The 26,064-nt window shown below is 54.8% G+C and carries 19 protein-coding genes; 7 read left to right on the top strand and 12 right to left on the bottom strand.

The window, feature by feature from the left end; genetic code table 11:
* Positions 1–5: 5 nt before the first annotated feature.
* The 4 genes from MIB40_RS05235 to MIB40_RS05220 are packed head-to-tail and all read right to left on the bottom strand — an operon-like array spanning position 6 to position 5,009.
* Complete coding sequence (locus MIB40_RS05235; protein WP_249691648.1) at positions 6–1,196, bottom strand: MFS transporter; 1,191 nt, start codon at positions 1,194–1,196, stop codon at positions 6–8.
* Positions 1,189–2,064: a DMT family transporter gene (locus MIB40_RS05230; RefSeq protein WP_249691646.1), complete on the bottom strand. Its 876-nt coding sequence runs from the start codon at positions 2,062–2,064 to the stop codon at positions 1,189–1,191. The genes MIB40_RS05235 and MIB40_RS05230 overlap by 8 nt, the downstream gene beginning before the upstream one ends.
* Positions 2,061–2,744, bottom strand: a complete 684-nt coding sequence (locus MIB40_RS05225; protein WP_249691644.1) for a class I SAM-dependent methyltransferase — start codon at positions 2,742–2,744, stop codon at positions 2,061–2,063. The genes MIB40_RS05230 and MIB40_RS05225 overlap by 4 nt, the downstream gene beginning before the upstream one ends.
* Positions 2,745–5,009, bottom strand: a complete 2,265-nt coding sequence (locus MIB40_RS05220; protein WP_249691642.1) for an alpha/beta hydrolase family protein — start codon at positions 5,007–5,009, stop codon at positions 2,745–2,747.
* Positions 5,010–5,210: 201 nt separating this feature from the next.
* Between MIB40_RS05220 and MIB40_RS05215 the strand changes: the two genes are divergently transcribed.
* Together MIB40_RS05215 and MIB40_RS05210 are read left to right on the top strand one after the other, a co-directional pair.
* A complete protein-coding gene (locus MIB40_RS05215) occupies positions 5,211–6,137 on the top strand; it encodes a histone deacetylase family protein (RefSeq protein WP_249691640.1) in 927 nt (308 codons plus the stop codon).
* An 82-nt stretch (positions 6,138–6,219) separates the two neighbouring features.
* Complete coding sequence (locus tag MIB40_RS05210) at positions 6,220–7,056, top strand: mechanosensitive ion channel family protein (RefSeq protein WP_249691638.1); 837 nt, start codon at positions 6,220–6,222, stop codon at positions 7,054–7,056.
* A 60-nt stretch (positions 7,057–7,116) separates the two neighbouring features.
* Here MIB40_RS05210 and MIB40_RS05205 read toward each other — a convergent pair whose 3' ends face one another.
* The 4 genes from MIB40_RS05205 to hutI form a co-directional block, all read right to left on the bottom strand.
* Complete coding sequence (locus MIB40_RS05205; RefSeq protein ID WP_249691636.1) at positions 7,117–8,412, bottom strand: NAD(P)-dependent malic enzyme; 1,296 nt, start codon at positions 8,410–8,412, stop codon at positions 7,117–7,119.
* A gap of 107 nt (positions 8,413–8,519) precedes the next feature.
* Positions 8,520–9,281, bottom strand: a complete 762-nt coding sequence (locus MIB40_RS05200) for a spermidine synthase (RefSeq protein WP_249691634.1) — start codon at positions 9,279–9,281, stop codon at positions 8,520–8,522.
* Positions 9,282–9,286: 5 nt separating this feature from the next.
* The gene (hutG, locus tag MIB40_RS05195) at positions 9,287–10,261 is read right to left on the bottom strand and encodes a formimidoylglutamase (protein ID WP_249691632.1); all 975 of its coding nucleotides are present in this window, start codon (positions 10,259–10,261) and stop codon (positions 9,287–9,289) included.
* Complete coding sequence (gene hutI / locus MIB40_RS05190) at positions 10,245–11,474, bottom strand: imidazolonepropionase (RefSeq protein ID WP_249691630.1); 1,230 nt, start codon at positions 11,472–11,474, stop codon at positions 10,245–10,247. Before hutI ends, hutG begins: the two co-directional genes overlap by 17 nt.
* 169 nt (positions 11,475–11,643) lie before the next feature.
* On the opposite strand from hutI, the gene hutC reads away from it, so the two are divergent.
* From hutC to hutH, 3 genes are read left to right on the top strand one after another with little or no spacing between them, the layout of a single operon-like run.
* A complete protein-coding gene (gene hutC / locus MIB40_RS05185) occupies positions 11,644–12,378 on the top strand; it encodes a histidine utilization repressor (protein ID WP_249691628.1) in 735 nt (244 codons plus the stop codon).
* 2 nt (positions 12,379–12,380) lie between these two features.
* Positions 12,381–14,057 carry a urocanate hydratase gene (gene hutU / locus MIB40_RS05180; protein ID WP_249691619.1) on the top strand — a complete coding sequence of 559 codons (1,677 nt, stop codon included), beginning with the start codon at positions 12,381–12,383 and terminating at the stop codon, positions 14,055–14,057.
* Positions 14,057–15,595, top strand: coding sequence for a histidine ammonia-lyase (hutH, locus tag MIB40_RS05175; protein WP_249691617.1), 1,539 nt, complete (start codon positions 14,057–14,059; stop codon positions 15,593–15,595). Before hutU ends, hutH begins: the two co-directional genes overlap by 1 nt.
* Positions 15,596–15,672: 77 nt before the next feature.
* Here the strand turns inward: hutH and MIB40_RS05170 are convergent, their stop codons facing one another.
* Positions 15,673–17,235, bottom strand: a complete 1,563-nt coding sequence (locus MIB40_RS05170) for an ATP-binding response regulator (protein ID WP_249691615.1) — start codon at positions 17,233–17,235, stop codon at positions 15,673–15,675.
* 80 nt (positions 17,236–17,315) lie between these two features.
* A complete protein-coding gene (locus MIB40_RS05165) occupies positions 17,316–20,267 on the bottom strand; it encodes an ATP-binding protein (protein ID WP_249691613.1) in 2,952 nt (983 codons plus the stop codon).
* A gap of 253 nt (positions 20,268–20,520) precedes the next feature.
* Here MIB40_RS05165 and MIB40_RS05160 point away from each other — a divergent pair, with 253 nt between their 5' ends.
* Positions 20,521–21,396, top strand: a complete 876-nt coding sequence (locus MIB40_RS05160) for an SDR family oxidoreductase (protein WP_249691611.1) — start codon at positions 20,521–20,523, stop codon at positions 21,394–21,396.
* 77 nt (positions 21,397–21,473) lie between these two features.
* Here MIB40_RS05160 and MIB40_RS05155 read toward each other — a convergent pair whose 3' ends face one another.
* The gene (locus tag MIB40_RS05155) at positions 21,474–22,190 is read right to left on the bottom strand and encodes an OmpW/AlkL family protein (RefSeq protein WP_249691609.1); all 717 of its coding nucleotides are present in this window, start codon (positions 22,188–22,190) and stop codon (positions 21,474–21,476) included.
* A 327-nt stretch (positions 22,191–22,517) separates the two neighbouring features.
* On the opposite strand from MIB40_RS05155, the gene hrpB reads away from it, so the two are divergent.
* The gene (hrpB, locus tag MIB40_RS05150) at positions 22,518–25,058 is read left to right on the top strand and encodes an ATP-dependent helicase HrpB (RefSeq protein ID WP_249691607.1); all 2,541 of its coding nucleotides are present in this window, start codon (positions 22,518–22,520) and stop codon (positions 25,056–25,058) included.
* 26 nt (positions 25,059–25,084) lie between these two features.
* On the opposite strand, the gene MIB40_RS05145 is transcribed toward hrpB, so the two are convergent.
* Entirely contained in the window at positions 25,085–26,041 is a 957-nt protein-coding gene (locus MIB40_RS05145; RefSeq protein WP_249691605.1) for a helix-turn-helix domain-containing protein, read from the bottom strand.
* Between the last annotated feature and the right edge of the window lie 23 nt (positions 26,042–26,064).

Raw genomic sequence — 26,064 nt, 5'->3', positions numbered from 1 at the left:
GCGGCTTAATTGATATTGCCCTGCTGCGAGGTTTGGCGGGATCGCTCTGTTCGCAGCAGGAAAAAAATGGCGACAATAACCAGCGCTATCAATGGAATGGCAATCTGATTCATGGTGGTCCATCCCAGTATTGATTCCAGTGGCCCTGAGCTAAAGGATGACAGGGTCACACCGCTAAACACGATGAATTCGTTAGTGGCTTGAGATTTCGCCTTCTCTTGTTCGCTGTAGGCACCGGTTACCATCTGTGTGGCACCAATAAACATAAAATTCCAGCCAACTCCCAACAGGGTAAGAGCGCTCCAGAATTGCCATTCCTGTTGTCCACCAAGGTTAATGGCGCAGCACAATAGCATCAGTATTGATCCGCTCAGAATTACCCGTGGTGCTCCCCATTTCTGTATCAGATGACCGGTAAAAAAGGAGGGTAAAAACATGCCCAGCACGTGCCATTCGATCACCCGGGCGGATTGCTCGAAGCTGAAGCCGCAGCGTGCCATCGCCAGAGGTGTAGCACTCATTAACAGATTCATGACCGAGTAGGCCAGGGTTGCGCTGAGGACCGCAACAAAAAACAGGGGTTGCCTGATAATGTCGCCAATAGGACGCCCCGTTTCTTTCTGCTGATCAGGACTGAGACGTGGTATTCGAACCTGGCTGAGGAAAACCAGTGTCAGCATATAGAGTGCAGCGAGAGTATAAAAGCTACCGATAAAAGGCGCAGCACTGAACCACTGATTGCTCGACACGGCCAGGTTGGGCCCGAGTACTGCAGCGATCACTCCGCCGGCCATCACCAGTGAGATAGCACGTCCCTGTTGACCGGGATTGCTGACATCGACGGCCGCAAAACGGTACAGCGTGCCAAAACCAATCCCGATACCCAGTAGCATGGAACCCATACAGAAGAGAGTGAAGTTCTGATTGAGTAGCGCCGTTGCGCAACTGAGGGAGCCTGCAATACCGATGCAGTTGCCCAGTACGAAACCTTGTTGGCGACCGATACGGCGCATGATTAATGATGCGGGAATGGTGCTGAGCATTAAACCCACGAATTGGAGCGCTAACGGCAAGGTGATAAGTTCGGTGGATGGTGCCAACCTTTGTCCGATTAGCGCGCTCACCGTTATCAGGATGACGTTGCCGGTGGTCAGTAACGCCTGGCAGAGTGAAAGTAGTAATACATTTTTATTCATTATCAGCTTCACTTGTTGTGCTGGCCGCTGAGATCAGAAAGACGGCTAGCAGGGTAATAATGCCTCCCAGGATGACTAAAGCTGACAATGTTTCATTAAACCAAAGGTAGCCTTGCAGTGCTGTGGCAGGGGGAACCAGAAAAAACAGGCTGGTTACGCGATTAATTTCGCCATGACGTATCAGAACCAATAGCAACAAAATGGTAATAACTGACAATACCAGTACCGACCAGGCAAGCGCCAATGAAAAGGTCAGGGACCAGTCAATAGTGCGATCTTCCAGCAACCAGGCCGCGGGTGCAAACAATACCAGGGCGCCACAATACTGCCAAAAAGTGCTCTGTAAAAGATGCTGTTGGGCACAAAACCGCTTTTGGTAAAGAGTACCCAGGGTGATGCCAGCCAGGGCTGCAGTAGAAGCCACAATGCCTGCCAGTGGAAGGCTGGTCGAGGTGCTCTTTGGCCAGAGCACCAGGGCGATTCCCAGCACTCCCAGTAGCAGTCCTAGAAGTTGACGGGGCGAAGGGCGAAAGCCGCTATAGACAATCGCAATGGCCGTCGTTAATAGCGGCTGTAGCCCAACCAGTAATGCGGTGATGCCGGTGGGAGTGCCTAAATCAATGGCGAAGAAGACGCCTCCCAAGTAGATGCCGTGTAACAACAATCCAACCAGAACCATATGCCAGATGTCTGGTCGCGAAGGCCAGGGAGGACGCAAGAGAACAATGAGCAGTCCGAGGCAGGCTATATTGAGCAGCATTCGAACACTCAGGAACGTCATGGGTTCGGCATAAGGCAAGCCAAAGCGAGCCCCAATAAAACCCGTGCTCCAGAGGAAAACAAACAGTATGGGTACCCAGATTTTCATCGAGAGATTTGGGTATCCTGAGACGCGGGTTTCTGGATAAGTGTGACATCTTTACCAATAAACTCGACCCTTGCCTGATGCTGCCGTCCCCAGAATAAAAAGGTTTCCTGGCTGAAAAAAATTATGTGGGTTGGGTCGCGGATATAGTGCCAGTTAGCAAACGCCGTTTCGCTGATGACCAGCTTGGTCATAATGCCTAACCATCCACCGGGCTTTAAAATTGACCACAACTGATTTAGCACTTCGGCCGGTTGTGACAGGTGTTCAAGCACTTCGGTGGCCGTGATAAAGTCGTAGTTTGCTTCCAGGTGTTGAGGATGGTTTGCAAAAAAAGGATCAAACAGGCGCATGGAATATCCCTGCTCTTCGAACATTCGGGCCAGGGCGGGTCCGGGACCGCAGCCAAAATCGAGCCCCTCAGCTTGACCTGGCAAACGTTCGAACAAGGGCACACTGAGGCGTGACAGGAAACCCCGGTAGCCAGGATCTTCCGGATCATTATTATGAAGCTCATACTCGGCGCGTTCCTGTTCGGCGCTCAGGTGGTAGTGATCGGGAACCTGAACCAGATAACAGTGGGGGCAACGCAGGTAAAGGCGAAACTTATCCTGATGAAAGGGTGCGCAATCGGGGGCCCCACAGAGAACACAGACTGGCGACGCTGAAGATTCATTGCTCATCTAGCGGTTCAGGCACTGATCGAGGAATTGATCGAGTTTTCGATAAAAATCCAGTTGATTATCAAATTTTTTAAAGGGACCGTATTCATCACCTTTGATCAATGTTTCTACCTTGATGCTGCGTGTTCTCATAGTTGTTACCAATTTATCGAGGTCAGCCATACGGGTTCTGGGATCCTGTCGACCCTGAGCGATCAGGATAGGTGCTCGAATCTGGTTGATGGCACTTAAGGGTGAATCGGCTTTCAGTTTGGCCGCATTTTGAATCGGATCTCCCATTAATTGCTGAATCATAACGCGGTAGACCTCTTCCTGGGGCGGTAAACTTTCAAGCCAATGGAAGGGGTCGAGGGGGGCGGCCATTGCTGCAGCGCAACGATAATCAGCCGGGTCAAAGGCGGCACCAGCGACAGCAGCGTAACCCGCATAACGTTCACCCACAATAGCGATGCGATGTTTCAAGGCAACCCCTTGACGCCTGAGATAGGTGATCGCATCGGCCAGATCTTGCTGCATAATGCCATTGCCCCAGCGACCCGCGAGGGCGTACTGTTTTCCATACCCCGCTGAGCCTCGATAATTTACCTGCATAACGCCATAACCGCGGCTGGCCAGAAATTGCACCAATGGATTAAATCCCCAATGGTGACGTCCGCGATAGGGTTCTTTGTGAGGAAGTATTACAAATGGGATAGCCCCTCGTTGATAGCCTTGTGGCATGGTGACATAGCCATGCAGCATGGAGCCATCGCGCACGCGGAAGTCGACGGGGATCATGGGCGCCATTTGAGCTCTTAATGGATAGGGCGGCCTGTTAAACAACTCGCGATAACTATTATCGGTACGTTGATAAAGGTAATAGCGAGGCGGCTCCACATCGTTCAGGATACGAAAAAGGGACCGGCTGCCATTACTGGTACTACTGATCTGTTGCAATGTGCGTTGGCCGGAACGCTGAAAAAGATCGTTAAACAATTCGGCATCTTTGTCATCAAAAAAATGGTATTGAGGTTTATCGGTTTCATAAGCGACGGCGGTTACTCGTTGTTCCGCGCCGGTCACTACAATCTGTTCCAGATCTGCTTGCGGGTTTTCGTAGAGCAGGTCTTGTAACTGATTGAGTTGAGGGTCGTACAATTGAATCGCCAAAGTGTCGCGATCAATATTATTGCTGACGTAGAGTTTCAGGTTGTCGTCGGTAAAACGTAACGGGTTGACCCGGTCGGGCCATTGGCTGGTATAGGACACTCGAAACGGCTCCGACTCGGCGTCTCGGTACAGCAACTCCCACTGCAGCCCGTTTTGACTAACGGCAGCGCGAAGCTTGCCTTCGCGATCGGTCAGCCAGCGAATGATGGTTCCGGAATTGGCTTCCAGGAGTATCTGCTGGCCGCTTTCCAGGTTGAGCTTGTAAACGTCATTGACTCGGTTGTCCCGCTGATTGCTGGTGATCAGTATGTGCTCGGGGTCGTTCGACAAAGGGTCCAGTAAATGATGCAAGGCTCGGCCGTCCTGGGTGAGTTGCCGACGACCACGACGTTCCGGGGTGACCAGAAACAATTGGCTGCTCTGTTGCCGTTCATCGGGGACTTCGTAGACCAACTGATGATTGGATATCCAGTCATATTGGCTGATGCCATTGAGCCGCTGATTACTGACCCGGATAGGCGCACGATAGAGCGCGGTGCGTTCCTTTTCACTGAGCTCGTAGAGTGAAAGGCTGGTGGAATAATCGGGGAAGAGACTGGTTTGGGTGGAGCCCGAGGAGCTGTAGCCCTGCGCAGCTTGTGGTGAGGTTGGCCGAGGTGAAGATGTTATCGGTTGTACGGTATCCGGAGTTGACTCTGTTTGGCTTTCAGAGTCGGGCGTAGTCGAATCGACTTCAGTGTTTTCAGCCGCAGGCGTTGTTGCGGTTTTCTCTTCACCCGCTGCATTGTCTTCTCCTGTGGGGTTTTCCGTATTCCCGGGAGGCGCTTGTTCAGTGCTGGTGTCCGTTTCGGCAGCGGTTTCCTCTTCGGGTATCAGGGGCGGTAAGGGTTCGGGCTTGTCGAGTAAGCGAACATAGAGGTTCGATTGCTGTTGCCAGGGGCCAAGAAAGGAGATCATGCGGCCATCGGGAGACAGTTTGGGCATTTGCTGAGGCTGAGGTGCAAATAACTGCTCGGCCGGTAGGGGAATCGCCGCCTGAACTCCCCCCGACAGCAGAATTAACAACATTGCCGTCAGAGTAGAGAATGTACACAATGGTTTGAGATGTGGGGTCATCTTGGAATCCGCAACGATGGACAGAAATCGGGCTGTGCCCTGATTATAGTATCAGCATAATCAGGCCCGCTCAGGTCCCCGTCTATAAAAGTAAAAGTATAGGTCCGGCTGCCCTGTGGCTGTTTGCTGGTTATCGGCAGCAAGAGGGTCATGCTTTAAAGTGTTCCGCTTCAGCTGATTAGGTCGACAGGTCATTGAAACATGGTTTTACCCCTGGTTTATCACCCCTCCTACAGTTACGACTTTCCCGATCAGCATCGTTTTGCCATGGTGAAATTTCGTTATCTCTACGAGTTCTTGCGCCAGCAGGGGGTTGCCCGGGCCGAAAATCTCTATCGATCCGGACCCTGCTTGTCGAAATGGCTGGTCGCCGCCCATTGTCCTGATTATTTGCAGCGATTACGCACGGGTACCCTGAGTAAAAAAGAAGTTCGTGAACTCGGATTGCCCTGGTCCGAGAACTTGGCCCGACGAAGTTTTATTTCTCCCGGAGGCACGGTGTTGACTGCGTTGCTGGCGATGCAACGGGGCATCGCCTGTCATCTGGCGGGCGGAACCCATCATGCCCATTATGATAAGGCCTCGGGTTTTTGTTGCCTGAACGATCTTGCTGTGACTGCTTTGGCGATGCTTGAGCAACCGGGTATCAATCGCGTTTTGATTTTCGATTGCGATGTGCACCAGGGCGATGGTACCGCAGCGATTCTTAGCGAACGGGATGATGCTTATACTTGTTCAATCCACTGTGAGAAGAATTTCCCCGTGCGTAAACAGCGCAGTAATCTGGATGTGGGACTTGCCGATGGCATTGAAGACGAGGCCTATCTGGAAATCGTCGCGTCCACTTTGCAGCGCTGCCTGGATCGGGTGCGTCCGGATCTGGTTCTGTACGATGCCGGGGTTGATGTCTATACAGCTGATCCGCTGGGGAGGGCCAACATTAGTTGGCAAGGTTTGGAGCGCAGGGATCGGCTGGTACTGCGCGCAGTCCGGGAACGCGCCATTCCGATCGCAACGGTGATTGGTGGTGGCTATGACGATGATCGGTGGCAGTTGGCCCGACGTCACGCCATCGTTGTGCAGCAAGCCCTGGCGTTGCTCCATGAGGAACTTGCGGCACGGGCTTGAATAACTCCTGTGCTACTATCGAGTAAAGTCTTGGTGATCTATCCGGTGAAAATGATCGCCGTTATTTGTGAGGAAAGTGTCAATGGACGAAGAGGTATTGCAGCAGGAGCTCGCGCAACTGCAGGGTGTCTACAACATGGTGGCAGAGTTTCTGGTGGAGTACAGCTTCCAGATACTGGGTGCCCTGATCATATTTTTGCTGGGCCTCTGGCTGGCTGGCAAGGCTCATCGTGTGGTGGCAGCCCAATTAGCGCGGCATAACGTCGATGTCACCCTGGCGGGTTTTATCTCCAACCTGGTTCGCATACTGGTTATTTTGATGATGGCCATTATTGCTCTCGGTAAACTGGGCATCAGCGTGGCGCCCTTTATTGCCGCCCTGGGTGCTATGGCTCTTGGTGCAGGCCTGGCATTGCAAGGGATGCTATCCAATTACGCCGCCGGAGTGACCATCATTCTTACCCGGCCCTTTGTGGTGGGTAATACCGTTAAGGTGCAGGGAGTTTGCGGGGTGATTAAGGAGATCAACCTGTCGATGACGATTCTCACCAACGAAGAGGGTGAGGAGATCAGTATTCCGAACAAGCATATTGTCGGGGAGATTCTGCATAACTCGTTTCAGTATATGCTGGTGGAGACCAGCATAGGAATCAGTTACGGTGACGATCCGGAACAGGCGGTACAGTGCTTGCGCGCAGTTTTGTCGGCCATTCCGGAAGTGGCGAACGAACCGGCGCCGCAAATTGGTATCGATAATTTTGCGGATAGCGCGATCGAAATCGGAGTGCGTTATTGGGTCCCAACTCCCAATTATTACGAAGTAAAATTCAGCACTAATTTGGCCCTGTTTAATGCCCTCAAGGATCAGGGTATCAATATTCCTTTCCCGCAACGGGAAGTACGCATGTTGGCTCAGTAGCTGTACAGGGTAACAATGCACGAAGCGGCCGGGATAGGCCGCTTCGAAGGTTAACCGGATCTACCCTTTTAATGCCGCTTCCCGCACCGCCGAAGCCACTGCGTCATGAACCTTGCGATCCAGCGGGTCGGGGGTCAATGAGCCTGCCGGTGACAGTTCGGCCAGGCATTCGGAAGCGGCGATCAGCATCTGATCGCTGAAGTGCACGACGCCGGCATCAATCGCTCCCCGAAACAGGCCGGGAAAGCCCAACACGTTATTGACGCTTTTGCCGTCGGCCGCAAATGCGGCACCCGCTTGCAAGGCGACTTCGGGTTCGATCTCAGGGTCAGGGTTGGTGAGTGCCAGAATAACCTGTCCTTCTTGAACCATCTCGGCCTTGATCAGACCTTTGACCCCGGTGGTTGAGATAACGATATCGGCCTTCTGCATCAACTCGGGCAAGCTGGCGCGTTCGCCTCCGATGGCTTCCAGCTGCGTCATGGCGGCTTCGTTCAGGTCCGTACCCAATACGCCTTTAACGCCATAATTGAGTAGCAGTCGAGAAATACCGATGCCGGCGGCGCCCAAACCGATCTGGCCAATTCGGCTCTGTTTCAGCTCCTTGCCAACCTGTCGGGTGGCGGTGAGCAAGGCGGCCAGGGCCACTACGGCGGTGCCATGTTGATCATCATGTAGCACCGGGATATCCAGTTTGCCGATTAAGGCTTTTTCAATCTCAAAACAGGTCGGTGCGGAAATATCTTCCAGCTGAATGGCACCGAAGGAGGGCGCGATGGAGGTGACGGTATCGATGATCTCCTGCGGGTCTTTGCTTTCGATAAGGATCGGCACACCGGACAGGTCAGCATAGGCGTCGAACAGTGCCGCCTTGCCTTCCATGACCGGCATGCCGGCGACGGCACCGATGTCACCCAGTCCAAGAATGGCCGTGCCATTGGTGACCACGGCGACGGTATTGGGAATATTGGTGTATTCCCTGGCTTTTACCGGGTCTTGCTCGATGGCCAAACAGACCCGGGCCACACCGGGAGTATAGATATCCCGCAGGACCTGCTGCGATGTTAATTGAACGTTGGATACCGTACGGATTTTGCCGCCGCGGTGTCGATCGAAGACTCGATCAGAGCGGCCGACCATTCGAGCGGTTGGAAGCTGGTCGATCCGGTCGCATAAATCGTGCTGTGAGGATTCATCGATTTCGATGGTCAGTTCCCACTGGGTATGGGTGGTTGTGCGTTTGACCGCTTCGAGGTTTTCTACGGTGAGTCCTGCCTCGCCGACCAGCTGCAGAACCTGAGCCAGATTACCGGGGGCGTGTTCGACTTCAAACAGCAATATCTCTGGTATTTTCATCCGTAGCCTTCTCCCTTTTGCTTACTGGTTCAGATTCTTATGCGCCAGTCTCATGATTTTATAGGGCGAATATTGTACGCAAAAAGGAATGGGGTGACTCGGCGACCTTAGTTGAATGCAGGGCGTGAAATGGCCGCAGCTACTCTTTGCATGGGTGCATCCAGTTGTTTGGCTAATGCTCTGGCATTGCGTTGCAGGATGCGATGGCTGAACGGAGGCGCCTTGTCGTTAAACAGATAAAGCACCAGATTGCCTTCCGGAACTTCGGCTGAGAGCAGTTGACCCGCAAATTGCTGTGACAACGAAGCGATCGCATCCGGATAGGATTTTTTCTCTTCCAGCCATAGGTTCAATACCAGAATGCCGCGTTTGCTCAGCATGCGCTGACAATGTCCGGTATAGCTTTCGGCAAGTTGGGCCGGGTTCATGCAGTTATCCAGAAACAGATCACTGATTATTAAATCGTAACCCTCCCCATGCCCCTTAAAGTGGGTGGCATCGATATTATGAATGCGATGTGCAGGAGCTCGGTCTAACAAGAAAAATTGTCGGGCCGTTTCGATCACAGCGGCGCGCAGCTCCAGTACCTCAAGGTGCAATTGCGGATGAATTCGTAACAGGCTGTGGATCATGCTGCCGCCACCGAGACCGGCCATCATAGCCCGCTGTGGCGGCTGATCGAAAAAGGCACTGGCCATTAACATGGCCTGGCAGTACTGATAAACCGGGCTCCAGGGTTGCTCGAGTAATACGCAGCTTTGTTCCGCATCCCCGTCAAAGGTGAGAAAACGTCGGTCATGGTCTTCGAACACCTGGATAGAGCCCAGCTCGTCATAGCAGCGATAAATTTCACGGCCGGTCAAGCTCATGGCCGCTATTCGGTCAGTAATCGATAGGCGAGCCGTGCGGCGGCGCGGGCACCGATACCGGTTGGGTCGAAGTTCGGGTTGTATTCCGCCAGCTCCATCAATTTCATCTTGTGGCTGCCATCCTCATGGCGGGCGGCGGCGATCAAAGGCAGCAAGGCCTCGACCACATCGAGACTCACGCCGGGACAGGCCGGTGCACTGACACCGGGCATAACCGCAGCGGGTAGTACATCGAGATCGATACTGAGGTGGATGCGATCCACCTGGCTGATAAAACGTTGCAGTTGCTTGCGGCAATCTTCCAGGTGCAGCAATGTCATCTCAGTATCGAGGCGCCATTCGACGTCAAACTGGTCGGCGTAGTCGAACAGAATCTGGGTGTTTGAGGTCTCACTGACCCCCAGGCATAGATAGCGAAAGGGTTGTTGCTGGGCCTGACAATGCAAGGCTATTTGGTGGAACGGAGTGCCCGAACTGGTGCCTGCAGCGGGATTGCGCAGATCAAAGTGAGCGTCAAAATTGATAATGCCAATGCGTTCTTCTGGTTTATGGCGGGTCAGATGTTCCTGCAAACCGCGAAAACTGCCCCAGGCAATTTCATGACCACCTCCGAGCAACAGCAAGCGATGCCCGGCATCCAGTATCTGTTGGCAATGATTGCTCAGTTCAATCTGGGCCTTTTCCAATTGATCATCTTCACAGCGGAGATTACCCGCATCGTAGACCGGGGTGCGGATATTGGCTGGTAAACCGGCCATGGCACGGCGCAGGGCATCAGGGCCCGCTGCGGCTCCCACTCGCCCCTGATTCCGGCGCACCCCCTCATCGCAGCCGAAACCGCTGATCACCACTCCGGCATCAACCGGGAGTTCACCATTGACGGGGAAGGGACGAACCCGCTGGTGCCAGCGTTCGCCACGATGGCCATCGAGGGGATCACTGCGACCCCGCCACAGGCTCATATCAGCGCCCTGATACATCCTGGCCCTCCTTGATAATCTGACGGGGACGATGCAATCCGTAGTGCCATACCAGCTCGGCAGGATCATCGATCTCCCAGAGCAGTAAGTCGGCCTGCAAACCTCTGCGTAGCTGACCGATCTGTTGATTCAGGCCCAGAGCCTGGGCGGCGTTACGGGTCACGCCAGCCAGTACCTCCTGGGGGCTCAGGCCGAACAGGTTGGCGGCCATCTGCATCGACAGTCGCAATGAGGCCTGGGGGCTGCTGCCGGGATTGAAGTCACTGCCCACGGCCATCTTGACGCCATGGCGCCGTAGCAGCTCAATCGGTGGCAGTTGGGTCTCACGCAAAAAATAGAAGGCGCCGGGAAGCAGGGTGGCGACGGTGTCGGCACGGGCCAGCGCCATAATGCCGCTTTCATCCAGATGTTCCAGGTGATCCACCGACAGTGCGTGATGATCCGCCGCCAGGTGAGAGGCGCGCAGGTTGCTGAGTTGCTCGGCGTGGATACGAATCGGAAGACCGTATTGGTTGGCGCTTTGAATCACGCGTTCGCACTGTGCCAGCGAGAAACCGATCCGCTCGCAAAACATGTCGACCGAGTCGGCCAGTTCTTCGGCGGCGACGGCGGTCATCATCTCGGCGCAGACATGATCGATATAGGCATCCGCACGTCCCTCGAACTCTTCCGGCAGCGCATGGGCGCCGAGGAAACTGGTGTGCACGGTGATCGGTCGTTCCTGGGCCAGGCGCCTGGCGACCCGTAGCATGCGCAATTCCGTTTCGGTTTCCAGACCATAACCGGACTTGATCTCGATGCTGGTAACGCCTTCGTCAAGAAAAGGCTGCAAGTGCTGGCTGGCGCGTTCGAACAGTTGCTGTTCGCTACTCGCGCGGGTGGCCTGTACCGTGCCGCGGATACCGCCACCCTGTTCGGCGATTTGCTGGTAGCTGGCACCCTGTTGACGTAAAGCGAATTCGTGGCAGCGATTGCCGGCAAATACCAGGTGGGTATGGCAGTCAATCAACCCGGGAGTGATCCAGCCCCCTTGGCCATCATGTTGCTGATCGGGAGTAATGTCCGGTCGTTCGTTGGCCGGTCCAAGCCAGGCGATACGACCATTACTAATAGCCAGGGCGCCATCTTCGATGGTGCCGTAACCGGAATCGATCTCGGGGTCCATGGTGGCTAACCGGACATTGGTCCACAGGCTATCCCAGTGGGGAGTCATAAGCCGCTCCGTTGATGCAATGACAAAGTACTAAGGTTGTTATAGCACGGGAGAACCCGGTGCAAGGAATTTGCCTCAGTCTACTTGTCTATAGTTGTATATACAAGTAGACTGAGGCCGCCTTAAATGATTTACCTTGGCTCTATACGTCTTCAGCAGGAACCGCCTTATGGCCCACCCGGCAACCGAACCCCGTTACGCGACAATCAAACGCTATATCCATGAACAGATAGAGCAGGGTGTGTGGCCTGTGCACAGCAAGGTGCCTTCCGAAAACAGTCTGTGCGAGCAGTTCGACGTCAGCCGAATGACTGCCCGAAGGGCTCTGCAGGAGCTGACCGCCGATGGTGTGTTGATGCGCCATCAGGGGTTGGGCACCTTCGTTGCCGAACGCAAACCGGTGGGCTCCCTGCTGGAAGTGCGCAATATTGCCGATGACATCAGCCAGCGCGGACACCGCTACAGCAATCGCATCCTGTGCATGGAGTCCCAGCCAGCCAGCGACCCGGTTGCGTTGGCGCTGGACCTGCCGCCCGGGAGCGAGCTGTACCATTCCATCGTTGTACACCTGGATAACGACCTGCCGGTGCAATGGGAAGAACGATACACCAACCCGGCCTTGGCGCCGGATTATCTACAGCAGGATTTTTCAACCATCACGCCCAACCGCTACCTGAGTCAGGTAGCCCCACTCAGCGGTGGAGAGCACACCGTGGAAGCGGTATTGGCCACTAGTCAACAGGCCCGAGAGCTGGAGATTGTTCAGCCTGAGGCCTGTCTGTTAATCAAGCGTCGAACCTGGTCGCGTCAGGGGGTTGTGAGTTTTGCTCGCCTGCTACATCCGGGGAGTCGCTACCAATTGGGTGCCCGGCTTGATCCGGGTGCGAATCTGTCTCAGGAGTAAATATGAGCAATAATCGTAAAGATGCTTCGCGAGTGATTAAAGCGAACACGGGAACGGAGCTGCAGGCCCGCAGCTGGTTGACCGAAGCCCCATTAAGAATGCTGATGAACAATCTGCACCCGGATGTTGCCGAGCGCCCGGAAGAGTTGGTGGTGTATGGCGGTATTGGCCGCGCTGCCCGGGATTGGCAATGCTTCGACAAGATCGTCGAGGTGTTGAAGCGACTCGGTGATGAGGAAACCTTGCTGGTGCAATCGGGCAAGCCCGTGGGCGTATTCCCGACCCATGCCGATGCACCCCGTGTATTGATTGCCAATTCCAACCTGGTGCCCCATTGGGCGACCTGGGATCATTTCAACGAACTCGATCGTCAGGGCTTGATGATGTATGGCCAGATGACGGCGGGCTCCTGGGTCTATATTGGCTCCCAGGGCATTGTCCAGGGCACTTATGAAACCTTTGTCGCCATGGCTCGTCAGCACTTCAAAGGCGATGCCAAAGGCCGCTGGATCCTCACCGGTGGTCTCGGTGGCATGGGCGGCGCCCAGCCGCTGGCGGCCACCATGGCCGGATTCAGCATGATCGCGGTTGAGGTCGATGAGACCCGCATCGATTTCCGTTTGCGCACCGGTTACGTCGATCGCAAGGCCACCAGTCTCGATGAAGCTTTGGCTATGATCGAGCAGGCCAAACATGAGGGGAAACCGATTTCAGTGGGTTTGCTGGGCAATGCCGCAGATGTGTTTGCCGAGCTGGAAGCTCGAGGCATCACCCCGGACATCTGCACCGACCAAACCAGTGCTCATGATCCCTTGAATGGCTATCTGCCCCAGGGCTGGACGCTGGATGAAGCGATCAAACAGCGCCAAAGCAATCCCGAACAGGTGGTCGAGGCGGCCAAGCAATCAATGGCGGTACAGGTTAAAGCAATGCTGGCCTTGCAAGCTCGAGGCGCCGCGACGGTGGATTACGGCAATAATATTCGCCAGATGGCGCTGGAAAAAGGCGTGGAAAATGCTTTTGATTTCCCCGGCTTTGTGCCCGCCTATATTCGCCCGTTATTCTGCGAGGGCATCGGCCCCTTCCGTTGGGTCGCACTGTCCGGCGATCCGGAAGATATTTATAAAACCGATGCCAAGGTCAAGGAGCTGATTCCGGATAACCCGCATCTGCATAACTGGCTCGATATGGCCCGTGAGCGAATCCATTTTCAAGGCTTGCCGGCGCGCATCTGCTGGGTTGGTCTCAAGGACCGTGCGCGCCTGGCGTTGGCCTTTAACGACATGGTCGCCAAGGGGGAACTTAAAGCACCGATTGTGATCGGTCGTGATCATCTCGATTCCGGCTCGGTAGCAAGTCCGAATCGGGAAACCGAGGCCATGTGCGATGGCAGCGATGCGGTCTCCGACTGGCCGCTGTTGAATGCCCTGCTGAATACTGCCGGTGGTGCCACCTGGGTCAGCCTGCACCACGGCGGTGGCGTTGGCATGGGCTTTAGTCAGCATGCCGGTGTAGTGATTGTGGCTGACGGTACCGAAGCGGCCGAGCGACGTCTGGGCCGAGTGTTATGGAACGATCCGGCAACGGGTGTGATGCGTCATGCTGACGCCGGTTACGACATCGCGCAAAATTGCGCCCGCGAGCAAGGGCTAGATCTACCCATGTTGGAGGAGAAATAATGTCCCAGTCTATGCGGTTAACACCTGGGTCGTTGACTCTGGCCCAGTTGCGTCAAATTTATCATGGGGCTATTGCCATTGAGCTGGATCCTGCTTGTTACAAAGAGATTGAGCGCTCGCAGCAAGTGATCCAGCAGGTGCTGGATCGGGATGAGGTGGTGTACGGCATTAATACCGGTTTTGGTTTGCTGGCCAACACCCGAATCGAACATGACCAGCTGGAAACCTTGCAGCGCAGTATTGTGCTGTCCCATTCGGCGGGGGTGGGTGAGCCCATGAGTGAAGCCGTGGTGCGTTTGATGATGGCCCTCAAAATCAACTCCCTGGCGCGGGGCTTTTCCGGCATCCGTTTGTCGGTGATAGAAGCGCTGGTGGCACTTTATAATCAAGGTGTGTATCCCGTAGTGCCCAGCAAGGGGTCGGTCGGGGCCAGCGGAGACCTGGCACCACTGGCTCATATGAGCTCAATCCTGTTGGGTGAGGGTGAGGTGTTCTGTCGCGGGGAGCGCTTGCCGGCAGTCAAAGGCTTGCAGATGGCAGGACTGAAACCCCTGACGCTGGCGCCGAAAGAGGGACTGGCATTACTCAATGGTACCCAGGCCTCGACGGCCTTTGCGCTGCGTGGATTATTTGCCGCCGAAAATCTGTTCGCCGCCGGTATGGTCACCGGAGCCCTGTCGGTGGAGGCGGCGCTGGGCAGTCGCAAGCCGTTTGATGATCGCATTCATGCCGTCCGGGGGCACAAAGCGCAACGTGCGGTCGCTGCCTGTTATCGTGAGCTGCTGAGTCACAGCGAAATTGAGGACTCCCACGCCTGTTGTGATCGCGTGCAGGATCCTTACTCCCTGCGTTGCCAGCCCCAGGTCATGGGCGCCTGTTTGCAACAGATAGAACACGCCGCCTCGGTGTTGGAGGTTGAAGCCAATGGCGTATCGGATAATCCGCTGATCTTTGCCGATGAGGGAGAAATCTTATCCGGCGGAAATTTCCACGCCGAGCCCGTGGCCATGGCGGCCGATAATCTGGCACTGGCAATTGCTGAAATAGGCTCACTTTCCGAACGCCGTATGGCCCTGTTGATTGACAGTCACCTGAGCCAGTTGCCGCCGTTCCTGGTGGATAATGGCGGCGTTAACTCGGGCTTTATGATTGCCCAGGTAACCTCCGCCGCACTGGCCAGTGAGAATAAGAGTCTGGCGCACCCGGCGTCAGTCGACAGTCTTCCGACCTCGGCGAATCAGGAAGATCATGTCTCCATGGCGACCTTTGCGGCTCGCCGTCTCGGTGATATGGCCGACAATACCGAAGGGGTGTTGGCGGTAGAGTTGCTGGCTGCTTGTCAGGGGCTGGATTTCCGTAAGCCACTGAAGAGTTCGGATGCGTTGGAATTGGCGCGAAGCCGGGTGCGAGAGCGGGTGCCTTTCTACGATAAGGACCGTTATTTCGCCGACGATATCGCCGCCGTTGCGCCGCTGATCCAGGAGGGCGTGTTTAATACCATGATGAGCTCAGATCTATTGCCTTCCCTGGGTGATTAGGTCGCTGCTGAAAAATCAGTGGATGTCAGTAAAGTGTTCGCAAAAGGCTCATCATTGATGAGCCTTTTTTATAATCGCTAAACGGTCGGCAGGGTAAAACGGAAAATGGTGCCGCCTTCCGGATGGCGTTCAAAAAACAGCTTGCCACCGTGGGAGTTTATTATGGTCTCGCAAATCGACAGGCCGATGCCCATGCCGCTTTCCTTGGTGGTGTAGAAAGGGGTAAAGAGTTTTTCCTCGGCATCATCGGGCAGGCCATAACCCCGGTCGATCACCGAAACCTGAACCGTATGGGTTTCGGGCAGAAACCGGGTTTCAACCCGAATGCCCAGGTCACGGCGTTCGCCATCGCGCATCGCTTCCATGCCGTTACGAATAAGGTTTAGGGCAACCTGCTGAATTTGCACCGGATCAACCTTGAGGTTGGGCAGGTTTTCGGCCAGTTCGGTATGAATTTCCATGCAATTATTGCGCGCATCCACTTCGGCCAGACGGACCACATCGTTAATCAGTTTGTTGCAGCAGACCTCTTCCAATACGTGGTCGGGTTTTTTTACGAAGCTACGAATTCGGGCGATAATGTCCCCCGCCCGGCGGGCTTGAACGCCGATCTTATCCAGTGCTTCACTGAGACTGGGAAGGTCAAAGGGTTCCTGCTGCAGAAAGCGATTGCAGACCTGGGAGTAATTGGAGATCGCTGTCAGGGGTTGATTGACTTCATGGGCAAATCCCGCGGCCATTTCTCCCATGGTGCTTAATCTAGAAACATGAGTTAATTTCTCTTTTTGGTGCTCGACTTCATCCAGGGCCGATTGCAGGGCTTGCTGTTGTTCCTTTTGAATGGAGATGTCACGAAACAATACTACGGCACCACGACATTGGCCGCCTTCCATAATGGGGTTGCAGGAAATGTTGACCGGGTAATGCGAGCCGTTGGCGTGGGTAAAGGTGTCGTCTTCGAGTTGTTGATGGATACCTTCTTGCAGAGTAATTTGTATGATCGAATGCTCGATGGCAATGTCGTCGCTGCCGGCATAAAAAAGCTGGTGAAATGCGCTGCCAATCAACTCCCCTTCCTGCCAGCCACTGATTTCGCAGGCGGCGCGGTTGGCGAAGGTGATATTCGCCGCGGTATCCAGACCCAAAATACCTTCACTCATGGATTCCAGAATACGCTCGTTCTCTGCTTCCAGTTGTCGGTTGCGAGCGGAAAGTGCGGCTTCCAGTTGATGGATTTTGAGCTGTATATCGACCCTGGCGATGACCTCGTCGGACTGGAAGGGCTTGGTGATAAAGTCCACAGCACCAAGCTCCAGGCCTTTTACCTTGTCTTTGGTATCGTCCAGTGCCGAAAGGAAAATAACGGTGATTTTCCGGGTCGCAGGATCAGCTTTAAGTTGGCGGCATACTTCGTAACCATCGATACCCGGCATCATAATGTCGAGCAGGACTACGGCGGGCATGGCCTTACGAGCAATGCGCAGGGCACTTTCGCCGTTTTTGGCGATGAGTAATTTGTAACCACGGCCGTTCAGGGTCTGCAGCAAGACCTGCAGGTTGGTTGGATTATCGTCGACCAGCAAAATGCAGGTATCACCCGCCGCTGTATGGGCGTCATTGCCGGGGTTATCCGAATCCATTTGGGCACCTATCGCTCAGGAAAATCTAGGCCTATTGTGGAATGTGCCGCCTCTGGCCGCAAGGGGATGTTGTGCGAGGGTCAGGAGCGGGGAGTACGAAGTGCCGTGCAAATGGCTTCCAGGTTTTCAAAGTCAAAGCTGCGGGCCAGTTGTTCGATCTGGGAGGCCAGCTCCTCTGCTTGCGGGGAGTCAATGCGAAGCTGGTTGGCCAGATGCTTTACGGCCTCGATATCTCCCAGTTCCAGGGCAGCTTGCAGTTGATCGGCGAGCTGGAGGCAGAGACGATGATCGATCTGGAAGTTGTTATCGGCGAAAACCGGAGCATTGCTCACCGCTTGTGATTGTTGGTAGCTAATGCCCAGTTGCAAGGCAATTTTATGGAATACCTCGGTGCTGTTGAATGGCTTACCAATGTAATCATTAAACCCGTAAGCCTCCAGGCGCTGTACCGTATCGGCAAATACGCTGGCGGTCACGGCGATGACCGGAATCGTCTTCAGGGTGACATCCTGATGCAGGGCGTGGATCGCTTCCAATCCACTCATCACCGGCATTCGCAGATCCATCAATACAAGGTCAATGCTTTGGCTTCTCAGAATATCGAGAGCCTGTTGGCCATTTTTGGCTTGCAGGGTATGGAATCCAGCGCTTTCTAATAGCCGAGTGAGTACATCCCGGTTGACCCGCTGGTCGTCTGCGACCAGCACTCGATACTGTTTTCCAGGTGGTAACTGAGGGTCGGAAAGGTCTGCCCAGTCATCGTTGAGCTCTTCCACGGCATCTTCTTCGCGGGCGGTAATCAGCGGGATGCTGAAGTGGAATTCGCTACCTTCGCCGGGGCTGCTGGTCACGGCCAACTCGCCACCCAGTACCTTGACCAAGCGACGGCTGATAGTAAGCCCCAATCCTGTGCCGCCTATCTCCTGGCCTTCTGCAGTCTGACCGAAGGGGGAAAAAATCAACTCCTGCTGCTCAGGTTCGATACCGACCCCGGTATCGCGTACCGAGAACCGTATGCGTTGGCCGCCATAGAGTTTAACCTGCATTCTGATGCTGCCCTGACGAGTAAACTTGACGGCGTTAGCCAATAGATTGAGCAAGATCTGTTTCAGTTTGACCCCGTCACTGTGGATAGCCGTGGGCAGCAGAGGATCCACGTCCAGCTCCAGTTGCAGTCCCTTTGAATCCGCGCGCTGGCGTACCATTTTGTAGACGCTGTTGAGAACCCGCTCCAGGTGCACGGCTTCATCGTTGACTTCCAGATCGCCACTCTCAATTTTTGACAGGTCCAGAATGTCATTGATCAGGGACAGTAAATGCTGGCCGCACTCTTCGATGGAACGAAGACTTTCACCCTGGCTACTGGTGAAACCGCGCTCGCGCTGCAAAATCTGGGCGTAGCCCAATACACCGTTAAGAGGGGTGCGCAATTCGTGGCTCATGTTCGCCAGGAACTGGCTCTTGGCATGGTTAGCAGATTCTGCTTCGTCTCGAGCACGAATAACCGCCTGCTCGGTTTGCTTGGCGCGGGTAATATCCCGTGCGATGGCTTCCAGGCCAATTATCTGGCGCTGTGGGTTCGACACCGGTACGGCGTACACTTCAATAAAGCGCAGCTGGCCATCGGGGTGCATTACCTGGAGTTCAACCGGATCGAGGTTATCGCCGGCAAGCACCTGGCGAGCATAGTTACCGGCCAGAGGGTTTTGCAGCGGATCGCCAAACATCTTGTCATGGCTGTCGATAAAATCCTGACGTGAAATGCCCAGAGTATCGGTCACCGAAGGGGAGACATAGGTCACTTCGATATTCTGGTTCATAACAAAATAGAAGTAATTGCCTTTCATGCCTTCAACCAGCCGGCCCAGATTGTTCTCCCGTGCCTGACGCAGCGCTTCTTCCCGAGCGACTAACTGACGTGACATGCGGGTAAAACTTCGTGCCAGCACTCCGATCTCGTCCTGGCTATTGGTGGCAAAGTCGGTGTCCAGCTGGCCCTGTGCCACCCGGCGCACGGCGCTTTGCAATTGGATGATCGGTTGCGATAACAAACCGGAAACCAGCCAGACCGAGGCGATGATCAACAATAGGGAAATCACCAGGAGTGCCGCCTCGATCAATGCTTCTTTTCGTACCCCGGCCAGGGCAACAGATTCGGGCATAAGCACGGCCAGGGCCCAGTCGGACGAGTCGATGGGGGCATAGCTGATCCAGAGCTGTTCATCGTCCATCCTCAGGCGGTGGGCCTTGGTGGTGCCACCCACGCCAGAGGCAATGGAGGCTGCCAGCTTCAAAAGCTCGCGGTTTTGGGCTTCGGCGGCAATGCGGATCAGGTTATCCCCGACGCCCACGGGTTTTGGGCTATAGACCAGATCACCAGAGCGATTAAGGATGACAAATTGCAGCCCTGGCTCATTACTTTCAGGCAAGATGGAATTGATCGTATCGAGCTTGAGATCGATCGTCGTTACCCCGCGAAAGCGCCCGTTGCGGTAAAAGGGGGTGGTGTAGGTGGTGACTTGCGGTTGCGCCGGGGTGGCATCCCGGTAAGGCGCCGTCCAGGTGCCTTGCCAGCTGCGTTGGGGGATTTCCCACCATTGCCAGTCACCGCGGGTATAGTCGTAGCCGATGCTGGCCAGATCCAGGGCTTCTACGCGGTTATCGTCACGATAGGCGTAAGGCGCAAACAGGACTTTATTCTGATAGCCATTAGGGACGAAAGCGATAGCGGCGCCATACACAGCAGAGCTTTGTCGCACATTGGTTCGCAGCAATTCGTACAGTTGCTGGGAGGATTGCTCGGGGTTACTTTCCAGAAAAATAGCGGTGCTGCGGGCAATCTGGGCCAGTTCCCGCATGTGGCCATCAACTTTGCTGGCGTAGTGCCAGGCCATTTGGGTCAGGCGCTCTTCGGTGTTGGCCGTTGCCCGCTGTTGGCTCTGGTAGAGGCCAAAGCCAAAAATTACCACGTAAATCAACGTGATGGGGACCACGGTGAAAAGGATAATCTTTTGGCGTATGGAGGCTTGCACGAAAAGGCGTCCCTGGATTGGCCGGTAAACCGGTTGCTGTCCTACGTCATGCAGGTCGTTTATTATCCTGTTGCAGGCTGACTGAACCTATAGGTAATTGTGCCTAATGTCATGCGCGGGTGTGGCTGGGTTCAGGGGGCAGGACGAAGGTTCAGTGAAAAGCGCCGCTGGGGTACTATTGCCAACTTGGCCGCTGCTGGTGCATGGCCATCATGCCTAAACGGGATGGAATCAAACAGGTGACATTAAACGGATGAAAATTCTGATTATTGGTGGCAGTGGACAAACAGGTACCTGCTTACGGCAGCGACTGGATGAGACCCGGCTAAAATATTACGCCCCGACCAAAGAGCAGCTGGACCTGACCGATACCCGGCACTTGCAGGATGTAGCGGATAAGTATCGTCCCGATCTGGTCATCAACTGCGCCGGTTATCGCAACGCATCTCTGGCCGAAACTGAACCCTCACGCTGTTTCGCCCTGAATCGGGATGCAGTTGGTGAGCTGGCAACATTATGCCATGAGCGTGGCGCCGTCCTGATGCATATCTCCTCCTACATGGTTTTCGATGGTCATAAGAGTGACGCCTATACCGAAAAGGACACCGCCAATCCGCTGGGGGTGCTTGGAGGCAGTTATTGGCAGGGAGAACAACAAATTCGAGAGCGCTGCGAGCGCCATATTATTTTGCGTGTGGGCTGGATGATCAGTGAGCGTAAATTTGAGCTATTGCGAGAGATCATTGCCGAGCTGAAAACCCCCGATCCTTTCGATGTACTGGGAAATCGCTATGGCAATCCGACTCCGGCGGATGATGCCGCTCGGGTGATTGTCGCGATCATGCAGCAGCTGGATTGTAATGCCGAACCTTGGGGAACCTATCATTATGGTGGTGTTAACGCGGTCAGCGAAAGTGAACTGGCGGAAACGATTCTGCGTGAAGTGTCGCAATACGATGAAGTGGCCACGGACCAGCTCAATATCATCAGTGCAACAGATGAGGATGAGACCAGGAAGTTTCCCCTCAATAGCCGTTTGGACAGCACCAAACTGTTACACACCTTTGGGATTCATGCCAATGACTGGCCGGTCGGTCTGGCGCGCTTGATCAAAAGCTTTTATGTATAGCTGAAAATGGTCGATAGCATCTATTCACAAAAACGCCGGCAGATGCCGGCGTTTTGCTACCTCAGGAGTCGAGTCGATTAGAACTTGTAACCGATACCGACCATATAGACCCAGGGATTGATATCCACATCCTTGGCTTTGACTTTAGTGCCTGATGTTTTGCCTTTAAAGGTAGCGTCGGTTTCGATATTGATCTTCCAGACGGTAGCATTGAGTGCAATGTTGTCCGTAATAAAGTAATCGGCGCCGGCCTGGAACGCCATGCCCCAGGAATCGTCCAGATCCAGATCGTACTTCTCGTTTACACCGGTAACGCCATTAAGCCCACTTTCCAGTTGGCTGCTGGCATCTTCATCGAAGAAGGTGGTGTAGTTCAGGCCCAGGCCGAAGAAAGGTTGGAATTTGGAATCGGTACCGCCCATGGGGTGATACTGAACCGACAGAGTCGGCGGCAAATGCTTGGTGCTACCCACCTTGTTGATGCCGAGTCCTTCGAGACCCTGAGCTTTGATATCATGCTCGAAAGGGGTAGCGGCCAGCAGGTCGAGACCAACCTTGTCGGTAATCATCCAGGTCAGTGTCAGGCCCAACTGGGTATTGCTGTCGATACTGCTGACTTCCGTGTTGGCCAAGGTGGTTCCATTCAGGGTCAACTCATCGCTATCAACCCCGGTGGGGTCAACGGTAGCCGCACCCGCGCGGAAAATAATATCACCCGCTTCACGGGCCATCGCCTGGCCAGACAGCGCGGTACTGGCTGCGATAATCGCGGCCAAAAGAGTCAATTTTTTCATAGTGAATTCCCCGTGTGTTGATATCTATTAGCTCTGTGTTATGGGCCGAATTCTATACCCAGCCTAATGGTGCTCGTATTGACATAACTCAACAAAGCTTGGGCGCCTTGCTTTTCTTTTACGGTAAAACAGGCGGCCGATATGACAAATATCAACAAGAGTGTCGAATGCGGTAAAAGATTCGACGGCCGCTGTTTGATCATCAGAGTATAGAAACTGTAAGTCGGAAAAGGTACGACAAGCGATTGGTGTAAACTTCCTTTCCGCTTAAGCCGGCTTTTATTGATAAACTCCCAGCTTGTTAGCCTGACCACCCATGGTGACCCTTTGCTGCCCGAATCAATCCGTCAGTTGCCCATTGCCGAGCTTCTTCCGCGTCTGAGCGAAGAGCTCGGCCTGCGGGATAACCTGGTCTTACAGGCCCCGCCCGGCGCCGGTAAAACAACGGCCGTGCCGTTGGAACTGCTGGCCGCTCCCTGGTTAAAGGGCCAAAAAATCCTGATGTTGGAACCTAGGCGTCTGGCGGCTCGCGCCGCCGCCGCACGAATGGCTTCCTTATTAGGAGAAGCGGTAGGGGATACGGTGGGTTATCGAATCTCACTGGAGCGGCGCATCGGCCCGAATACGCGAATAGAGGTGGTGACCGAAGGCGTGTTGACGCGCTTATTGCAGAACGATCCCGAGCTGGCTGATTATGGCGTCGTGCTGTTTGATGAATACCATGAACGATCGTTGCAGGCCGATCTTGGTTTGGCGCTCTGCCAGCAGGCACAGCAGCTCTATCGTGATCAGATACCGTTGAAGCTGGTGGTGATGTCCGCGACTCTGGATGGAGGACGGATCAACGAGCGCTTGCAAAACTCCCTCTTACTGACCAGCAGTGGGCGGGCTTTTCCGGTTGATCTGCACCACCGGGACATTGGCTCCCTGTCCCGCAATGGGGCTCAGTGGTATCGCGCTCTGGCGGATCTGGTTCAGCGGGTGGTGGCTGAGGAACAAGGAGATCTGTTGCTGTTCTTACCCGGTGGAGGGGAAATAAAACGCCTGCAATCGTTGCTGGAAGAGCGATCTCTAGCGGATATCAGTATTTGCCCTTTGTATGGTGAGTTAGCCTTTGAGCAGCAGCAGCGCGCTATAGAGCCTTCCTTACCTGGTGAGCGCCGTCTGGTGCTCGCGACACCCATTGCAGAAACCAGCCTGACCATAGAAGGGGTGCGGGTGGTGATTGATAGCGGCCTGGTACGGCGCCCCTGTTTCGACCCCGTCTCGGGTATGACGCGTCTGGCAACCCAGCGTATTTCCGCCGCATCCGCCGAGCAACGTGCCGGACGTGCCGGTCGTATGGAAGCCGGTATCTGCTACCGCTTGTGGAGTGAAAACCTGCAATTGGAAGCCTTTGCCAAGCCAGAAATTCTGGAAGCGGATCTCAGCTCCCTGGTGTTGGAATTGGCCGCGTGGGGGGATCTCGATACGGCCGAATACCTGTGGCTCGATGCGCCGCCACCAGTACACTTCAGGGCGGCTTGTGATCTGCTGATCGACTTGCAAGCGTTGCACAAAGCGGGAGACATCTGGCAAATAACCGACCATGGCCAGGCCATGTCTGGGTTGGCCATGCACCCGCGATTGGCTCATATGCTGATCCGTGCCAACGAAAACTCGTTGGGGTATGCCGCCTGCCAGTTGGCCGGCCTGTTAAGCGAGCGCGATCTGTTAATTATGGAGCCTCAACATCGCGATGCGGACATTATGCTGCGTCTCGGGGTGATGGAGGGAGAGCGCCCGCCGGGGCGAGTCAAGGTACGCAAGGGTTCGTTGCAGCGAGCCAAGCAGCTGTCCAAACAGTGGCAACGCCAGTTCAAGGTCAAACCCTGTGGTTTTGATTCCGGACAAATTGCCCAACTGCTGGCCTGGGCTTACCCGGACCGCATTGCCCAGCAGCGAGGGCATGAGCCGGGTCGGTATCGGTTGGCCAATGGTAAGGGCGCCTCAATGGCGCTTGATGACGCCATGGCCACCGTGCCCTGGTTGGTGGTGGCTGAGCTGGGAGGCATCAAAAATACGAGTGATGTTCGTATTTTTCTGGCCTGCGAGGTAGAGCAAGAGAGATTACGAGATCAGTTTGCCGAACAGCTTGTGATCAGTAGCGACGTCTATTGGGACAAGCGTCAAGCGCAGGTGGTGGCCGAAGGGCGTGAGCAGCTTGGGGCTTTGATTCTGCGCAAGTCTCGCCAACAAAATCCGGATCCGCAAGCCATTCAGCAGGCGTTGTTGCAGGGAATTCGTGAGGCCGGGCTGTCGGCATTGCCCTGGAACGATGCTGGCAAAGCTCTGCAAGCAAGAATCTGTTTTGCCGCGCGTTTCGAACCGACGATTCCAGAACTGGATGATGCCTGGTTACTGGAAAACCTGGAATCTTGGTTGCAGCCTTTTCTCGACCGCCAGACCCGGCTCGAGCAATTGAAATCGCTGGATCTGTGCCAGGTATTACTCGCTCAGCTCGATTGGCAGACCCAGCAGAGAATGCAGACGTTGGCACCCGAACGGTGGCGAGTCGCCACCGGATCCCAGCATCGCATCGATTATAGCGACCCCCTGGCGCCGGTTTTGGCGGTGCGCCTGCAAGAGATGTTCGGTTGTGCGGAGCACCCCGCGATAGCTAATGGTCAACAGCCCCTGACACTGAGTTTGTTATCCCCTGCCAGGCGCCCGGTGCAGGTGACCCAGGATCTGGAAGGTTTCTGGCGCGGCAGTTACAGCGAAGTCAAAAAAGAGATGAAAGGTCGTTACCCCAAACATTACTGGCCCGATGATCCCTTGCAGGCCGAAGCAACAACACGCACCAAACGGCATATTAAAGGCGCTTGATTGCAAACCAGTCTCGCGAGCACTTTTCAATTGGCATCAACCGATAGGGTGCCACAAAACTGTTGCCGGTATTGCAGTGGGGTGACACCCACTCGCTTTCTGAAATGATGTCGCATGGTTACTGAGCTTTCGAAGCCAGCACGCTCCGAAGCCTGTTCGATACTGCCCTGCTGATTTTCCAACTGAGCTTTCACCTTGTCGATCCGCTGATTGATCAACCAGTCGTTGGCCGACAGATTAAAGCTGTTGCGGAATTTACGATCGAAGGTACGACGCGACATATTGGCGATCGAGGCCAGCTTATCAATGCTAAACGGTTGCGAGAGATGTTCGATCGCCCAGTCCAGAGCGCCGGCAAACTGGTTCGGCACCTCAAGCATGGGCGTCTCGACAAATTGCGATTGCCCACCACTGCGGTGCGCTGACATCACCAGTCGGCGGGCAACCTGATTGGCAATCTGGTATCCATGATCGCCACGAATGACTTCGATGCCGAGATCGATCCCGGCGGCGCTGCCCGCCGAGCAGCCCACTCTTCCGTCATACAGATAGAGAACGTCTTCGACATAGTCGATGTGTGGGTAACGCTGCTTGAATCGTTCGGCATAGCGCCAATGGGTGGTTGCTTTGCCGGCGGACAGAATTCCCAGCTCGGCCAGTAAAAATGCACCCGAGCAAAAGGACAGAATGCGTTTTCCTGCGCGGTAAAAATCCAGCAACTCGGTTGCCAGTGAATCGCTTACCGACGGCGTCTCGGTCGGCCAGCTGGGCACCACCAGGCTGTCAAATTCATTCAGGGTCGTGATCTGCCTGGCACCCAGTTGTATCCCGCCAGTCGCCTCCAGCAATCCGGCATCAAAGGTAACAACCTCGGTGTCATACCAGTGATCGAACTCTGGCCGAGGCAGACCAAAGAGCTCTACGGCGCAGCCCAGTTCAAACAGGGCGCAATGGTTGTAGCTAAGAATGGCGACTCGGTGCATAAGCAAAAAACGGTTCCTGAAGT

It is taken from the genome of Aestuariirhabdus haliotis, assembly GCF_023509475.1.
GTDB classification, from domain to species: domain Bacteria; phylum Pseudomonadota; class Gammaproteobacteria; order Pseudomonadales; family Aestuariirhabdaceae; genus Aestuariirhabdus; species Aestuariirhabdus haliotis.
This window is presented reverse-complemented; position numbering and strand designations above follow the sequence as displayed.

Coding starts and splice junctions, on each gene's coding strand:
- hutC (WP_249691628.1), top strand. CDS start 11,644: ATGGCCCACCCGGCAACCGAACCCCGTTACGCGACAATCAAACGCTAT.
- hutI (WP_249691630.1), bottom strand. CDS start 11,474: ATGACTCCCCACTGGGATAGCCTGTGGACCAATGTCCGGTTAGCCACC.
- hutU (WP_249691619.1), top strand. CDS start 12,381: ATGAGCAATAATCGTAAAGATGCTTCGCGAGTGATTAAAGCGAACACG.
- MIB40_RS05215 (WP_249691640.1), top strand. CDS start 5,211: ATGGTTTTACCCCTGGTTTATCACCCCTCCTACAGTTACGACTTTCCC.
- MIB40_RS05145 (WP_249691605.1), bottom strand. CDS start 26,041: ATGCACCGAGTCGCCATTCTTAGCTACAACCATTGCGCCCTGTTTGAA.
- hutG (WP_249691632.1), bottom strand. CDS start 10,261: ATGTATCAGGGCGCTGATATGAGCCTGTGGCGGGGTCGCAGTGATCCC.
- MIB40_RS05170 (WP_249691615.1), bottom strand. CDS start 17,235: ATGGATTCGGATAACCCCGGCAATGACGCCCATACAGCGGCGGGTGAT.
- MIB40_RS05230 (WP_249691646.1), bottom strand. CDS start 2,064: ATGAAAATCTGGGTACCCATACTGTTTGTTTTCCTCTGGAGCACGGGT.
- MIB40_RS05155 (WP_249691609.1), bottom strand. CDS start 22,190: ATGAAAAAATTGACTCTTTTGGCCGCGATTATCGCAGCCAGTACCGCG.
- MIB40_RS05235 (WP_249691648.1), bottom strand. CDS start 1,196: ATGAATAAAAATGTATTACTACTTTCACTCTGCCAGGCGTTACTGACC.
- MIB40_RS05160 (WP_249691611.1), top strand. CDS start 20,521: ATGAAAATTCTGATTATTGGTGGCAGTGGACAAACAGGTACCTGCTTA.
- MIB40_RS05220 (WP_249691642.1), bottom strand. CDS start 5,009: ATGACCCCACATCTCAAACCATTGTGTACATTCTCTACTCTGACGGCA.
- MIB40_RS05200 (WP_249691634.1), bottom strand. CDS start 9,281: ATGAGCTTGACCGGCCGTGAAATTTATCGCTGCTATGACGAGCTGGGC.
- MIB40_RS05210 (WP_249691638.1), top strand. CDS start 6,220: ATGGACGAAGAGGTATTGCAGCAGGAGCTCGCGCAACTGCAGGGTGTC.
- hutH (WP_249691617.1), top strand. CDS start 14,057: ATGTCCCAGTCTATGCGGTTAACACCTGGGTCGTTGACTCTGGCCCAG.
- MIB40_RS05225 (WP_249691644.1), bottom strand. CDS start 2,744: ATGAGCAATGAATCTTCAGCGTCGCCAGTCTGTGTTCTCTGTGGGGCC.
- MIB40_RS05205 (WP_249691636.1), bottom strand. CDS start 8,412: ATGAAAATACCAGAGATATTGCTGTTTGAAGTCGAACACGCCCCCGGT.